General features: G+C 57.5%; 13 protein-coding genes. 8 read left to right on the forward strand and 5 right to left on the reverse strand.

Annotation, left to right across the window (positions count from 1 at the left end; all coding sequences use genetic code 11):
• Positions 1–100 precede the first annotated feature (100 nt).
• From serB to nadR, 3 genes are all read left to right on the forward strand, one after another.
• On the forward strand, positions 101–1,069 hold the full coding sequence (gene serB, locus ACMGGX_RS12905; protein ID WP_202770903.1) for a phosphoserine phosphatase: 969 nt from the start codon (positions 101–103) through the stop codon (positions 1,067–1,069).
• Between the two features lie 74 nt (positions 1,070–1,143).
• Positions 1,144–2,529, forward strand: coding sequence for a DNA repair protein RadA (gene radA, locus ACMGGX_RS12910; RefSeq protein WP_014068810.1), 1,386 nt, complete (start codon positions 1,144–1,146; stop codon positions 2,527–2,529).
• A gap of 37 nt (positions 2,530–2,566) precedes the next feature.
• Complete coding sequence (gene nadR, locus ACMGGX_RS12915; protein WP_006810194.1) at positions 2,567–3,799, forward strand: multifunctional transcriptional regulator/nicotinamide-nucleotide adenylyltransferase/ribosylnicotinamide kinase NadR; 1,233 nt, start codon at positions 2,567–2,569, stop codon at positions 3,797–3,799.
• Between the two features lie 64 nt (positions 3,800–3,863).
• On the opposite strand, the gene ACMGGX_RS12920 is transcribed toward nadR, so the two are convergent.
• Complete coding sequence (locus ACMGGX_RS12920; protein ID WP_420298464.1) at positions 3,864–4,865, reverse strand: zinc-binding alcohol dehydrogenase family protein; 1,002 nt, start codon at positions 4,863–4,865, stop codon at positions 3,864–3,866.
• Positions 4,866–4,973: 108 nt separating this feature from the next.
• Between ACMGGX_RS12920 and ACMGGX_RS12925 the strand changes: the two genes are divergently transcribed.
• Positions 4,974–5,873: a LysR family transcriptional regulator gene (locus ACMGGX_RS12925; RefSeq protein ID WP_252047013.1), complete on the forward strand. Its 900-nt coding sequence runs from the start codon at positions 4,974–4,976 to the stop codon at positions 5,871–5,873.
• Positions 5,874–6,432: 559 nt separating this feature from the next.
• Here the strand turns inward: ACMGGX_RS12925 and ettA are convergent.
• Positions 6,433–8,100, reverse strand: coding sequence for an energy-dependent translational throttle protein EttA (gene ettA, locus ACMGGX_RS12930; RefSeq protein WP_006810191.1), 1,668 nt, complete (start codon positions 8,098–8,100; stop codon positions 6,433–6,435).
• Positions 8,101–8,327: 227 nt separating this feature from the next.
• Here ettA and sltY point away from each other — a divergent pair, with 227 nt between their 5' ends.
• Both sltY and trpR read left to right on the forward strand, forming a co-directional pair.
• Complete coding sequence (gene sltY / locus ACMGGX_RS12935; RefSeq protein WP_348561999.1) at positions 8,328–10,265, forward strand: murein transglycosylase; 1,938 nt, start codon at positions 8,328–8,330, stop codon at positions 10,263–10,265.
• A 55-nt stretch (positions 10,266–10,320) separates the two neighbouring features.
• On the forward strand, positions 10,321–10,650 hold the full coding sequence (gene trpR / locus ACMGGX_RS12940) for a trp operon repressor (protein WP_023310330.1): 330 nt from the start codon (positions 10,321–10,323) through the stop codon (positions 10,648–10,650).
• Positions 10,651–10,677: 27 nt separating this feature from the next.
• Here the strand turns inward: trpR and yjjX are convergent, their stop codons facing one another.
• Complete coding sequence (gene yjjX / locus ACMGGX_RS12945; protein ID WP_023334447.1) at positions 10,678–11,193, reverse strand: inosine/xanthosine triphosphatase; 516 nt, start codon at positions 11,191–11,193, stop codon at positions 10,678–10,680.
• Positions 11,194–11,243: 50 nt separating this feature from the next.
• On the opposite strand from yjjX, the gene gpmB reads away from it, so the two are divergent.
• A complete protein-coding gene (gene gpmB, locus ACMGGX_RS12950; RefSeq protein WP_023310332.1) occupies positions 11,244–11,891 on the forward strand; it encodes a 2,3-diphosphoglycerate-dependent phosphoglycerate mutase GpmB in 648 nt (215 codons plus the stop codon).
• Here the strand turns inward: gpmB and robA are convergent.
• Positions 11,888–12,757, reverse strand: coding sequence for an MDR efflux pump AcrAB transcriptional activator RobA (gene robA, locus ACMGGX_RS12955; protein WP_023310333.1), 870 nt, complete (start codon positions 12,755–12,757; stop codon positions 11,888–11,890). The two genes, gpmB and robA, sit on opposite strands and share 4 nt — an antisense overlap.
• 211 nt (positions 12,758–12,968) lie before the next feature.
• On the opposite strand from robA, the gene creA reads away from it, so the two are divergent.
• Positions 12,969–13,442 (forward strand): protein CreA, encoded by a 474-nt coding sequence (gene creA / locus ACMGGX_RS12960; protein WP_032660778.1) that lies wholly within the window; start codon positions 12,969–12,971, stop codon positions 13,440–13,442.
• Between the two features lie 45 nt (positions 13,443–13,487).
• Here the strand turns inward: creA and arcA are convergent, their stop codons facing one another.
• Positions 13,488–14,204, reverse strand: a complete 717-nt coding sequence (gene arcA / locus ACMGGX_RS12965; protein ID WP_003856501.1) for a two-component system response regulator ArcA — start codon at positions 14,202–14,204, stop codon at positions 13,488–13,490.
• Positions 14,205–14,213 lie beyond the last annotated feature (9 nt).

Consider the following 14,213-nt stretch of genomic DNA (forward strand, 5'->3'; position numbering starts at 1 on the left):
TTTACGGCTTAATGTTGCCAGAAGTGATGGTTACAGGGTAGCCTCATGCGTTATTTTCCCTCTGCAACCTTCCGGCGCGAACGAAATTACAGGAGCTTTAATGCCGAACATTACCTGGTGTGACCTGCCAACGGATGTCTCTTTATGGCCAGGATTGCCGCTCTCTTTAAGTGGCGATGAGGTGATGCCTCTGGATTACCACGCCGGTCGTAGCGGCTGGCTCCTCTATGGACGCGGTCTGGATAAGCAACGCCTGACTCAGTATCAAACCAAACTGGGGGCCGCGATGGTCATCGTTGCTGCCTGGTGCGTGGAAGATTACCAGGTTATTCGCCTGGCGGGTTCCCTGACGCAGCGCGCAACGCGTCTGGCGCATGACGCCGGGCTGGACGTCGCGCCGCTGGGCAAAATTCCGCATCTGAAAACCCCGGGCCTGCTGGTCATGGACATGGACTCAACCGCCATTCAGATCGAGTGTATTGACGAGATTGCGAAGCTGGCGGGCAGCGGCGAGCTGGTGGCGGAAGTCACCGAACGTGCGATGCGCGGCGAGCTGGACTTCACCGCCAGCCTGCGCCAGCGCGTGGCGACCCTGAAAGGGGCCGATGCCAACATTCTGCGTCAGGTGCGCGACGTGCTGCCGCTGATGCCAGGGCTGACGCAGCTGGTGCTGAAGCTGCAGTCCCTCGGTTGGAAGGTGGCGATCGCCTCCGGTGGCTTCACCTTCTTCGCGGATTACCTGCGGGAAAAACTGCATTTGACCACCGTGGTGGCCAATGAGCTGGAGATCATGGACGGCAAGCTGACCGGCCAGGTGATCGGCGATATCGTGGATGCCCAGTACAAAGCCAATACGCTGACGCGTCTGGCGGAAAAATATGAAATTCCGGTCGTCCAGACCGTCGCCATCGGCGATGGCGCGAACGATCTGCCGATGATCAAAGCCGCCGGTCTGGGCATTGCCTACCACGCCAAGCCAAAAGTGAATGAAAAGACGGAAGTCACTATCCGTCACGCTGACCTGATGGGGGTGTTCTGCATTCTCTCCGGCAGCATTAATCAGAAATAACGGTCTGCTTCGTAGGCCGGGTAAGCGTAAGCGACGCCCGGCACGCAGGCCGCACAGAAATAACGAGGTAAACCGTGGCGAAAGCTCCAAAACGCGCATTTGTCTGTAATGAATGTGGTGCGGATTATCCGCGCTGGCAGGGGCAATGCAGCGCCTGTCATGCCTGGAACACCATCACCGAAGTGCGTGGTGTGGCGGCTTCGCCGAGCGTGGCCCGCAATGAACGCCTGAGCGGCTATGCCGGTAACGCGGGCGTGGCGAAGGTGCAAAAACTTTCGGACATCAGCCTCGAAGAGCTGCCGCGCTTCTCCACCGGGTTCAAAGAGTTTGACCGCGTGCTCGGCGGTGGCGTGGTGCCGGGCAGTGCGATCCTGATCGGCGGTAACCCGGGGGCGGGTAAATCGACCCTGCTGCTGCAAACGCTCTGCAAGCTCGCTGAACAGATGAAAACCCTGTACGTCACGGGCGAAGAGTCACTGCAGCAGGTGGCGATGCGCGCGCACCGTCTGGGCCTGCCGACCGGCAACCTGAACATGCTCTCCGAAACCAGCATCGAGCAGATCTGCATGATTGCCGAAGAAGAGCAGCCGAAGCTGATGGTGATCGACTCCATTCAGGTGATGCATATGGCGGACATTCAGTCTTCGCCGGGCAGCGTCGCGCAGGTGCGTGAAACCGCGGCTTACCTGACGCGCTTTGCCAAAACGCGCGGCGTGGCGATTGTGATGGTCGGCCACGTGACCAAAGACGGCTCGCTGGCCGGGCCGAAGGTGCTTGAACACTGTATCGACTGCTCCGTAATGCTCGATGGCGACGCGGATTCCCGCTTCCGTACCCTGCGCAGCCACAAGAACCGCTTTGGGGCGGTGAACGAACTGGGCGTGTTTGCCATGACCGAACAGGGGCTGCGCGAAGTCAGCAACCCCTCGGCCATCTTCCTGAGCCGCGGCGATGAGATCACCTCCGGCAGCTCGGTGATGGTGCTGTGGGAAGGGACGCGTCCACTGCTTGTCGAAATTCAGGCGCTGGTGGACGTGTCGATGATGGGCAACCCGCGGCGCGTGGCGGTCGGTCTGGAACAGAACCGTCTGGCGATCCTGCTGGCGGTGCTGCACCGTCACGGCGGGCTGCAGATGGCGGATCAGGACGTCTTCGTTAACGTGGTCGGCGGCGTCAAAGTTACGGAGACCAGCGCAGACCTGGCGCTGCTGCTGGCGATGGTCTCCAGCCTGCGCGACAGACCGCTGCCGCAGGATCTGGTCGTCTTCGGCGAAGTGGGCCTCGCCGGGGAAATCCGTCCGGTACCCAGCGGCCAGGAGCGTATCTCCGAGGCGGCAAAACACGGTTTCCGCCGGGCGATCGTTCCCGCCGCCAACGTGCCGAAAAAGATCCCGGAAGGGATGCAGGTATTTGGCGTGAAAAAACTCGCTGATGCGTTAAATGTCTTTGACGACTTATAATTACGTAAATTTGATTTTGCAGGAGGCACCGTAATTTATGTCATCATTTGACTACATCAAGACCGCAATCCGCCAGAAGGGCTGCACGCTGCAGCAGGTGGCGGACGCCAGCGGCATGACCAAAGGCTACCTGAGCCAGCTGCTGAACGCCAAAATCAAAAGCCCCAGCGCGCAGAAGCTGGAAGCGCTGCATCGCTTTCTGGGGCTGGAGTTCCCGCGTATGCAAAAGAACATCGGCGTGGTGTTCGGCAAGTTTTACCCCCTGCATACCGGACATATCTATCTGATCCAGCGCGCCTGTAGCCAGGTTGACGAGCTGCATATCATCATGGGATACGACGAAACCCGTGACCGTCAGCTGTTTGAAGACAGCGCCATGTCGCAGCAGCCGACCGTGCCGGACCGCCTGCGCTGGCTGCTCCAGACCTTTAAGTATCAGAAAAATATTCGTATTCATGCCTTTAACGAAGAGGGTATGGAGCCGTATCCGCACGGCTGGGACGTGTGGAGCAACGGCATCAAAGCGTTTATGGAAGAGAAGGGCATTGCGCCGAACTGGATCTACACCTCTGAAGAATCCGACGCGCCGCAGTTCCGCGAGCATCTGGGCATCGAGACGGTGCTGATCGACCCGAAACGCACCTTTATGAATATCAGCGGGGCGCAGATCCGCGAAAACCCGTTCCGCTACTGGGATTACATTCCGACCGAAGTGAAGCCGTTCTTCGTGCGTACCGTCGCGATCCTGGGCGGCGAGTCGAGCGGGAAATCAACGCTGGTCAACAAGCTGGCGAACATCTTCAACACCACCAGCGCGTGGGAGTACGGCCGCGATTATGTCTTCTCACATCTCGGCGGCGACGAGATGGCGCTGCAGTATTCCGACTACGACAAAATCGCGCTCGGTCATGCCCAGTACATTGATTTTGCGGTCAAATACGCCAACAAAGTGGCGTTTATCGATACCGATTTCGTGACCACGCAGGCGTTCTGTAAAAAATACGAAGGGCGCGAGCACCCGTTCGTGCAGGCGCTGATTGACGAATACCGCTTTGACCTGGTGATCCTGCTGGAGAACAACACCCCGTGGGTCGCTGACGGCATGCGCAGCCTCGGCAGCTCCGTGGACAGAAGGGAATTCCAGTCCATGCTGGTGGAGATGCTCAACGAAAACAACGTTGAGTTTGTCCATGTGGAAGAGTCGGACTACGACTCCCGCTTCCTGCGCTGCGTCGAGCTGGTGAAGGAGATGATGGGGGAGCAGGGGTAAAAACTTCCCCCTCACCCTAACCCTCTCCCTGTGGGAGAGGGCCGGGGTGAGGGCATCAAGCCACTCAGAACTCAACCACCACTTTCCCCCGCATATGCCCCTCCAGCACTTTACGGTGCGCCTCGGTAATGCTTTCCACGCTCAGCCCGTGCAGCGTTTCGCTGAGCGAACTTTCCACCACGCCGTTATCCACCAGCTTTGCCACCTCATTGAGGATCTCACCCTGACGCGCCATATCCGCGGTCTGGTACATGCTGCGGGTGTACATAAATTCCCAGTGCAGGGCGGCGGATTTGGACTTCAGCTTGTCCTGGTTCAGCGGACGTTCATTCTCAACGATGGAGCAGATATGCCCCTGCGGCGCAATCAGTTCGCTGACCGCATCCCAGTGCCCGTCGGTGTCGTTGAGGATGAAAATGTAATCCACAAAGGTGAGCCCGTGTTTCGCCAGCTCGTCTTTCAGGTCGCGGTAGTTGACGACAACGTCAGCCCCGCGATCGCGACACCAGCGGGCGGAATCTTCTCTTGATGCCGTCGCGATGATTTTCACCTTGCTGTTGTGCTTTGCAAAGGGGATCGCCAGCGATCCTACTCCGCCCGCGCCGCCGATGATCAGCAGCGATTTATCCGCCCCGGCATCCTGAATGTTCAGCCGTTCAAACAGACCTTCCCACGCGGTGAGAGCGGTCAACGGCAGCGCGGCGGCAGCCGCCCAGCCGAGGCTGGCAGGCTTGCGCCCGACAATGCGCGCATCGATCAGCTGATGCGTGGTATTGCTGCCCGGCCGGGTGATGTCGCCCGCGTACCACACCTCGTCACCCGGTTTGAATCCGGTGACGCCAGCCCCCACGGCTTTGACGATCCCGCTGGCATCCCACCCGAGGATGCGCGGCTCATTCAGCCCGTTCCTGGCAATGCCTGCGTGGACTTTGGTATCGACCGGGTTAACGGAGACGGCCTTCACCTCCACCAGCAGATCGTGCTCGCCGGGCTGCGGCATTGGCGGGGTGATTTCAATGAAGGTGGACGGATTTTCTGGGTTAACGGCAATGGCTTTAACAGACATGGTGTGCTCCTCAATGGAATGCGTTTTGTTGAGGCTAGTCTATAAAGTGGCCAGCTGCGTGATAAGATGGACAATCAAGAACTCAGCGTTCGTACAGGGTGAACAATCATGTTTAAACAGCTGCACGATATGGCGCTTTTCGCGCTGGTGGCGGAGATGGGAAGCTTTACCGCGGCGGCGCAGAAAGCCGAACTGCCGAAATCGAGCGTTAGCCAGCGAATTAGCCAGCTGGAGCAGCAGGTGGGTATCCGCCTGCTGAACCGCACCACGCGCAGGATCAGCCTCACGTTTGCGGGCGAGCACTATCTGGTGCACTGTCGCGAGATGCTGGCGGCCAGCGAGCGGGCGGAGTACGCCATTCAGCGGCTGCGCGAAAACCCCAGCGGGCGGCTGCGCATCACCTGTCCGGCGGGGATAGGGGCGACGCTGCTGGCGCACATGAATGCCGAGTTCCAGCTTCGCTATCCTGACGTTTCGCTGGATGTGTCGATTTCTGATGATGTGGTGGATCTGGTCGAGGCCGGTTTTGACGTAGCGCTGCGCACCGGTAAGCCGCAGGACTCCTCCCTGATTGGCCGGATGATCGGGCACTGCCCGCGTTATATGCTGGCGTCGCCTAACTATCTGGCGCGTCGGGAGCCGCTGACGCATCCCCGTCAGCTGGTGGAACACCGCTGCATTACGCACCGGGCGTGGTCGGAGTGGCTTCTGCGAAGCGAGAGCGAGGATTACCGCTACCTGCCGGATAACGCGCACATGACCGATAATCTGGTATACGCCCGCGAGTGTGCGATTGCCGGTGCGGGGATCACGCTCTTACCCGCATTTCTGCTGGAAGATAAAATTGAAAAAGGTGCGCTGGTTCAGGTGCTGCCGGAGTGGAATGTTGAAGGTAACGATCTGTGGCTGGCGTATCCAAGCCGCAAGCTGAACTCGCCTGCGCTGATGAGCTATATCGAGTTTGCGATGCAGTTTGACGAGGTGAAGCGGTATTACGTGGGCAAATAAAAAAGCCTGGTGGCGCTCACTCTTACCCGGTCTACAAACTGTACGGCCTGATGCCCTCACCCAGGCCCTCTCCTTGGGGCTGAGGGTTCCCCATAAAATAATGCCAGCACGGACGACCCCCTCTCCCTTGAGGGAGAGGGGTGGGGTGAGGGGGAACATACGGCTCTGGTGGTCGTTCCGTTCACTTTATGTTCCTTGCTACTCTGTAACGACATGACCTGTGAACGTGCCATGGCGGCTCAATCGCCGCCGCCCTGGCGACCCGGGCTCCCGGCGGTAAATCGCCGCTTCGCGGTGCCCTCGGCTTATTCCTTCCGGCTTGTCGGGTACGGGCGGAGGCAACGTCCATGTAAAGCCCGCCCTCTCGGCGCATCCCTGCGCCTCGCCCCGGCCTGCAGGAAACGCCTCAGCGATTTACAGCCGGACCAGGGTGTCGCTGCAATCCATTTATTTTACTAAAGAAATGTTTATCGCTTCGAGTTGGGAAATTACTGGATCCCTCTCCCACGGGGAGAGGGTACAAACATAAAAAACGGCAACCGAGGTTGCCGTTTTGCTTTTATTTCGCGATACGCTTGTACTTAATACGCTTCGGCTCCAGCGCGTCGGCGCCCAGCGTGCGTTTCTTATACTCTTCGTATTCGGTGAAGTTACCTTCGAAGAACTCCACTTTACCTTCGTCCTGGTAGTCCAGGATGTGGGTCGCGATACGGTCCAGGAACCAGCGGTCGTGCGAGATAACCATCGCGCAGCCCGGGAATTCCAGCAGGGCGTTTTCCAGCGCGCGCAGGGTTTCGATATCCAGGTCGTTGGTTGGTTCATCGAGCAGCAGAACGTTACCGCCCACCTGCAGCAGCTTCGCCAGGTGCAGACGACCGCGCTCACCGCCGGACAGCTCGCCCACGCGTTTGCCCTGGTCGGTGCCTTTGAAGTTAAAGCGGCCAACATAGGCGCGGCTTGGCATCTCGGTGTTGCCGATACGCATGATATCCAGACCGCCGGAGACTTCTTCCCACACGGTTTTGCTGTTATCCATCGCGTCACGGAACTGGTCAACGGAGGCCAGCTTCACGGTTTCACCCAGGGTGATAGAGCCGCTGTCAGGCTGTTCCTGGCCGGACATCATGCGGAACAGGGTCGATTTACCCGCGCCGTTCGGACCGATGATGCCAACGATAGCGCCTTTCGGTACGGAGAAGGTCAGGTCGTCGATCAGCAGACGGTCGCCGTAGGACTTACGCAGGTTGGTAACTTCAACCACTTTATCCCCAAGACGTGCTCCAGGTGGAATAAACAGTTCGTTGGTTTCGTTACGTTTCTGGTATTCGGTGTTGTTCAGCTCTTCGAAGCGTGCCAGACGGGCTTTGCCCTTAGACTGACGGCCTTTCGCGCCCTGACGAACCCACTCCAGCTCTTTCTCGATAGACTTACGACGCGCCGCTTCCTGAGAAGCTTCCTGCGCCAGACGCTGATCTTTCTGCTCCAGCCAGGAAGAGTAGTTGCCTTCCCACGGAATACCTTCGCCGCGGTCCAGCTCCAGGATCCAGCCAGCGACGTTGTCGAGGAAGTAACGGTCGTGGGTAATCGCCACAACGGTGCCTTCGAAGTCGTGCAGGAAGCGCTCCAGCCACGCCACGGATTCTGCATCCAGGTGGTTAGTCGGTTCGTCGAGCAGCAGCATGTCTGGTTTTTCCAGCAGCAGGCGGCACAGCGCCACGCGGCGGCGTTCACCCCCGGAGAGGTTAGCGATTTTCGCATCCCAGTCCGGCAGACGGAGGGCATCAGCCGCGCGCTCCAGCTGCACGTTCAGGTTGTGACCGTCGTGCGCCTGGATGATCTCTTCATACTTGCCCTGCTGCGCGGCCAGCTTGTCGAAGTCCGCATCCGGCTCAGCGTATTTGGCATACACTTCATCCAGACCTTTCAGCGCGTTAACCACTTCGGATACCGCTTCTTCAACGGATTCGCGAACGGTGTGTTCCGGGTTCAGCTGAGGTTCCTGCGGCAGGTAACCAATCTTGATGCCAGGCTGCGGACGGGCTTCACCTTCGATGTCTGTATCAATGCCGGCCATGATGCGCAGCAGGGTGGACTTACCGGCACCGTTGAGACCCAGAACACCGATTTTTGCGCCCGGGAAGAAGCTCAGCGAGATATTTTTAAGAATATGACGTTTCGGCGGGACAACTTTGCCGACACGATGCATGGTATAAACGAATTGAGCCACGTTGGACTTCGCCTCTTTTATCGTAATGAGAAGGAATTTCAGCCTCGAAGTGTAGCCTTTTTCACGTCCTAATCCCAGCCAGGAACGTCGGGAGTGTTAAAACGCGCAAGAAAGGTAAAAAAGTGTCCATGACGTGGCGCGTTGAAGGATGCCTGGTTAGCATAAGTTAATTAGACTTTGACGTGGCAAGACGCTGCAATTGACGAAAAAACAATGAGGAAGAGCTTGTGGAAAAAGCCAAACGGGTGGTCTGGCGTCTGCTGGCTGCCAGCGTATGCGTAATGGCGGTAAGCCAGGCGGTGCATGCCGATTCACTGGATGAACAACGTAACCGCTACGCCCAGATTAAACAGGCGTGGGACAACAAGCAGATGGATACCGTGCAGGCGCTGATGCCGACGCTAAAGGATTATCCGCTGTATCCGTATCTGGAGTATCGCCAGATTACGGACGACCTGATGAACCAGCCTACCGTCACCGTGAATAACTTCATTCAGGCGAACCCGACCCTGCCGCCTGCCCGAAATCTCCAGTCTCGCTTTGTGAATGAGCTGGCGCGTCGCGAAGACTGGCGCGGCCTGCTGGCGTTTAGCCCTGAGAAGCCGAATGCCACCGAAGCCCAGTGTAACTATTACTACGCAAAATGGGCGACCGGCCAGCAGGAAGAGGCCTGGACCGGAGCGAAAGAGCTCTGGCTGACCGGAAAAAACCAGCCGAACGCCTGTGATTCCCTGTTTAGCGCGTGGCGTGCTTCCGGCAAGCAGGATCCCCTGTCCTACCTTGAGCGCATCCGTCTGGCGATGAAAGCCGGTAACACGCGTCTGGTGACCACGCTGGCGGGGCAGATGCCGTCCGATTACCAGACGATCTCCACGGCGGTTATCTCGCTGGCAAACGATCCAAACAGCGTGCTGACCTTTGCCCGCAGTACGGGCGCGACCGATTTCACCCGCCAGATGGCGGCGGTGGCCTTTGCCAGCGTGGCGCGTGACGATGTGGAAAACGCGCGGCTGATGATCCCGCAGCTGGTGCAGGCGCAGCAGCTCAATGAGGAGCAAACCCAGGAGCTGCGCGACATCGTGGCGTGGCGACTGATGGGTACCGATGTGACCGATGAACAGGCGCGCTGGCGTGACGATGCGATTATGCGTTCGAATTCTACGTCGCTGGTGGAACGCCGCGTGCGCATGGCGCTGGGCACGGGCGATCGTCGCGGGCTCAATACCTGGCTCGCGCGTTTGCCAATGGAGGCCAAAGAGAAAGACGAATGGCGCTACTGGCAGGCCGATCTGCTGATGGAGCGCGGCCGTGATGATGAAGCCAAAGAGATCCTCCATACGCTGATGCAGCAGCGCGGGTTTTACCCAATGGCTGCCGCGCAGCGTCTGGGCGAGGAATACACCTTCCGTATAGATAAAGCGCCTGCCAACGCGAACCCGGCGCTGACGCAGGGGCCAGAAATGGCGCGCGTTCGCGAGCTGATGTACTGGAATATGGATAACACCGCGCGCAGCGAGTGGGCGAATCTGGTGACCAGCCGCACCACCGATGAGAAAGCCCAGCTTGCCCGCTATGCGTTTGATAATCACTGGTGGGATCTCAGCGTGCAGGCGACGATCGCCGGCAAGCTTTGGGATCATCTGGAAGAGCGTTTCCCGCTGGCGTACAAAGATCTTTTCGATCGCTATACCAGCGGCAAAGATATCCCGCAAAGCTACGCGATGGCGATTGCCCGTCAGGAGAGCGCCTGGAACCCGAAAGTCCGCTCCCCGGTGGGCGCCAGCGGCCTGATGCAGATTATGCCAGGCACGGCGACGCACACGGTGAAGATGTTTAATATTCCGGGGTACAGCAGCCCGTCACAGCTCCTCGATCCGGATACTAACATCAACATCGGTACCAGCTATCTCCAGTACGTGTATCAGCAGTTCGGCAATAACCGTATCTTCTCTTCGGCGGCGTATAACGCGGGTCCTGGGCGCGTGCGCACCTGGCTCGGCAACAGCGCCGGACGCATCGACGCCGTAGCGTTTGTTGAGAGCATCCCGTTCTCGGAAACGCGCGGCTACGTGAAGAACGTGCTGGCCTATGACGCCTACTATCGCTACTTCATGGGGCAGAAAGATACCCTGATGAGCGATGCCGAGTGGCAGAGACGTTACTGATCGGCGTGGGTTGTGTTATGCTGTACTCGCTAATGAGTACAAGAGGCAGCATAACATGACCCAGCATTCCCCGTATTCCTCGGCAATGGCCGAACAGCGTCATCTGGAGTGGCTTCGTTTTGTGGAGCTGCTGCGTCAGTCTTACGAGCAGGATTTGCACTTGCCCCTTATGCAGCTGATGCTCACGCCGGACGAGCGTGAGGCGCTGGGCACGCGCGTGCGGATCATTGAAGAGCTGCTGCGCGGCGAGATGAGCCAGCGCGAGCTGAAAAATGAGCTCGGGGCGGGCATAGCAACCATCACCCGCGGCTCGAACAGCCTGAAGTCTGCGCCGGTTGAGCTGCGCCAGTGGCTGGAAGCGGTATTGCTGAAAAACGCCGGATGACGGCTACGCCTTATCCGGCCTGGAAACTTACCGATAAATCGCGTTATGGAACGGGCTTAACGCCAGAATCACCGCCTGGTGGTAAACGCCTGAACGCGTCAGCGCGCCTGCGGTAAAGACGCCAATTGCCCCTTCTTTACGGCCAATCTCATCGATGCCGGTGTACTGCGACATCACCGGCCCGAGCGCTTCACCCGCACGGACTTTTTCCAGAATGATCTCCGGCAGCGGCAGGGTGGCCGAACGCGCTTCACCTCGCTGCTCGCGGCTTTCGATGACAACCCAGCTAAAGGTTGCGCCTTCGTCGATACCTGCTTCAATCGCTACCCAAAAGTCAGCATTCGGTGCGGCAGCCTTAGCGTTTGCCACGCGATTTCGTGCGCCAGCGCGCGTTTCCTCGCTGCCAAACGGCTGTTCAGGAACGCCACTCTCGACGCCGATGGCCTCAATATGGCAGGATCCTGCGCCGAAGATCTCGTCAAATGCCCTTAGAATTGCCTGAATTTTGGCAGGATTAGTGGTAGCAGAGACAACATGGTGCATAATTAAGCTCGATTCAAAAAAAACTCATCGCAGTATAACGGAAAAAAAGCATGTTACAGGTATACCTTGTTCGCCACGGTGAAACGCAGTGGAACGCCGAGCGACGTATTCAAGGCCAGTCAGACAGTCCTCTCACCGAGAAGGGTGTGCAGCAAGCGTGGCAGGTGGCGGAACGCGCCAGAACGCTGGGCATTACCCACGTGATTACCAGCGATTTAGGTCGCACACAGCAGACGGCGCGCATCATCGCAGATGCCTGCGGCTGTGACGTCATGCTGGAGCCGCGCCTGCGCGAGCTGGATATGGGCGTGCTGGAAAAACGCCATATCGATACGCTGACGGAAGCGGAGGAGGGCTGGCGCCGCACGCTGGTGAACGGTACCGAAGATGGCCGTATTCCTGAAGGCGAATCCATGCAGGAGCTCAGCGTACGCATGCATGCCGCCCTGGCGGAATGCCTGAAGCTGCCGGCGGGAAGCCGTCCGCTGCTGGTGAGTCACGGGATTGCGCTGGGTTGCCTGGTGAGCACCATTCTGGGGTTACCGGCTTACGCTGAGCGCCGTTTGCGTCTGCGCAACTGCTCCATTTCCCGGATTGATTATCAGGAAAGCGCGTGGCTGGCGTCGGGCTGGGTAGTGGAGATGGCAGGGGACATTTCGCATCTTGATGCCCCTGCGCTTGACGAACTGCAGCGTTAACGACGTATTGGAATCAAGAATTCCATACGCAGATTGATGGGGCCTTCTTCCGGTTTGGCATCCTGCGCCGGGTAGTAGCGCTCAATGTCCTGACCTTTACGGCGATTCAGATTCAGCATCGGCATGCAGGTTCCGTAAACGGTCAGGATAAACTCCTGAACCCCCGTTCCCAGCCCTTCATAGGCGAACATCACGTATTCGCCGCCTTCCAGCACGACAGGCTTCGAACCCTGAATATACCCGTTGGCCATCTCTGGCGTCAGCGCGGTGGTGTAGAACACCTCCTGCTCGTCGTCTTTTTCCTGGCTTGGGTGCGTTTCGTTGAGGCCATACAGGATTGGCGGGATCGTCGGCGCGTGGCTCAGGAAGTCGCGCCAGAACTGGACGCGCATCTGATGACGGAACTCAGAAATCTGCTCCAGTGAACAGGAGTAGCTTTGCGTCGTGCCGATCAGATGGGTTTCCGGCAGCGCGACAATTTCATATTTCGGCATCGCGAACTCGCCCAGACGCAGCGGCGGACGCATGCCAAACGAGCTCCAGTCAGGCGAGCGACGATACAGCGCTGGCGTCAACGAGAACTGTTTTTTAAAGGCGCGGGTGAAGGTCTGCTGCGAATCGAAACGATATTGCAGGGCAATATCCAGAATCGGCCGCGCGGTCAGGCGCAATGCCACCGCAGATTTTGATAAACGACGTGCGCGAATATAGGCCCCGATAGCATGACCGGTGACATCCTTGAACATCCTTTGCAGATGCCACTTGGAATAGCCTGCTTTAGCCGCCACATTATCCAGTGACAAAGGCTGGTCGAGATGACCTTCCAGCCAGGTGAGCAGGTCGCGAATAATTCCAGCCTGATCCATATACTATCCTCATCCTTAAAACAGCAGGTGCCTGATAACAGGTTAGCGGATAATAGCATTTTTTGATGTTTTAGCATTCAGTGTTTTTTTTGCGCATTCATGCTTTTTAGAGCACATTACAGGCAGATATATTCTAATCCTGTGATCTTGCTACATTTTTGTCTAAAGTGTTGAATAATCGCTCAGTGTAATTTTAAAGAATGGTAACAATATGAAATACAAGACTTTGATCTTCACCGCGTTGATGCTGATGGTCGGGCGCGTGGCGCAGGCAGAACAGATTGGCTCCGTCGATACCGTGTTCAAAATGTTCGGCCCTGACCACAAAATTGTGGTGGAGGCGTTTGACGATCCGGACGTGAAAAACGTCACCTGCTACGTCAGCCGCGCGAAAACGGGCGGTATCAAAGGCGGGCTGGGACTGGCGGAAGATACCTCCGATGCGGCGATTTCTTGTCAGCAGGTGGGGCCGGTTGAGTTGAGCGATAAAATTAAAAACGGCAAAGCGCAGGGCGACGTGGTATTCCAGAAACGGACTTCGCTGGTGTTCAAAAAACTGCAGGTGGTGCGTTTCTATGATGCCAAACGCAACACCCTGGCGTACCTTGCCTACTCTGACAAAGTGGTGGAAGGCTCGCCGAAAAACGCAATCAGCGCGGTGCCGATTATGCCATGGCGGGAATAAAAAAACGGCGCATTTGCGCCGTTTTTTAATGCGTTAACTGCGGGATTACTCCTGCAGATCGCCGCAGAAACGATACCCTTCGCCGTGGATCGTGGCGATGATTTCCGGCGTATCTGGCGTAGATTCGAAATGCTTACGAATACGACGAATGGTCACGTCTACGGTACGGTCGTGTGGTTTCAGCTCACGGCCGGTCATTTTCTTCAGCAGCTCTGCACGGGACTGAATTTTGCCCGGGTTTTCGCAGAAGTGCAGCATCGCGCGGAATTCACTGCGCGGCAGTTTATACTGCTCACCGTTCGGGCTAATCAACGAACGGCTATTGATATCAAGTTCCCAGCCGTTGAATTTGTAGCTGTCTACGCTACGACGCTCTTCGCTGACCGTACCCAGGTTCATGGTGCGGGACAGCAGGTTGCGTGCACGAATGGTTAACTCGCGAGGATTGAACGGCTTGGTGATGTAGTCATCCGCACCGATTTCCAGGCCAAGAATTTTATCAACTTCGTTATCACGGCCCGTCAGGAACATTAACGCGACGTTCGCCTGCTCGCGCAGTTCGCGCGCCAGAAGAAGACCGTTTTTGCCCGGCAGGTTAATATCCATGATCACCAGGTTGATATCATTTTCAGAAAGGATCTGATGCATCTCTGCGCCATCGGTCGCTTCAAAGACATCGTAGCCTTCTGCTTCGAAAATGCTCTTTAACGTGTTGCGTGTTACCAACTCGTCTTCAACGATAAGAATGTGCGGGGTCTGCATGTTTGCTAC

This window comes from Enterobacter sp. BNK-29 (assembly GCF_048684785.1).
Taxonomy (GTDB): domain Bacteria; phylum Pseudomonadota; class Gammaproteobacteria; order Enterobacterales; family Enterobacteriaceae; genus Enterobacter; species Enterobacter cloacae_M.

What these genes read in the sequence shown, in the direction of transcription:
- arcA (WP_003856501.1), bottom strand. Translation starts at nt 14,204, where the DNA reads ATGCAGACCCCGCACATTCTTATCGTTGAAGACGAGTTGGTAACACGC.
- ACMGGX_RS12925 (WP_252047013.1), top strand. Translation starts at nt 4,974, where the DNA reads ATGTTTAAACAGCTGCACGATATGGCGCTTTTCGCGCTGGTGGCGGAG.
- yjjX (WP_023334447.1), bottom strand. Translation starts at nt 11,193, where the DNA reads ATGCACCATGTTGTCTCTGCTACCACTAATCCTGCCAAAATTCAGGCA.
- gpmB (WP_023310332.1), top strand. Translation starts at nt 11,244, where the DNA reads ATGTTACAGGTATACCTTGTTCGCCACGGTGAAACGCAGTGGAACGCC.
- creA (WP_032660778.1), top strand. Translation starts at nt 12,969, where the DNA reads ATGAAATACAAGACTTTGATCTTCACCGCGTTGATGCTGATGGTCGGG.
- nadR (WP_006810194.1), top strand. Translation starts at nt 2,567, where the DNA reads ATGTCATCATTTGACTACATCAAGACCGCAATCCGCCAGAAGGGCTGC.
- trpR (WP_023310330.1), top strand. Translation starts at nt 10,321, where the DNA reads ATGACCCAGCATTCCCCGTATTCCTCGGCAATGGCCGAACAGCGTCAT.
- serB (WP_202770903.1), top strand. Translation starts at nt 101, where the DNA reads ATGCCGAACATTACCTGGTGTGACCTGCCAACGGATGTCTCTTTATGG.
- ACMGGX_RS12920 (WP_420298464.1), bottom strand. Translation starts at nt 4,865, where the DNA reads ATGTCTGTTAAAGCCATTGCCGTTAACCCAGAAAATCCGTCCACCTTC.
- robA (WP_023310333.1), bottom strand. Translation starts at nt 12,757, where the DNA reads ATGGATCAGGCTGGAATTATTCGCGACCTGCTCACCTGGCTGGAAGGT.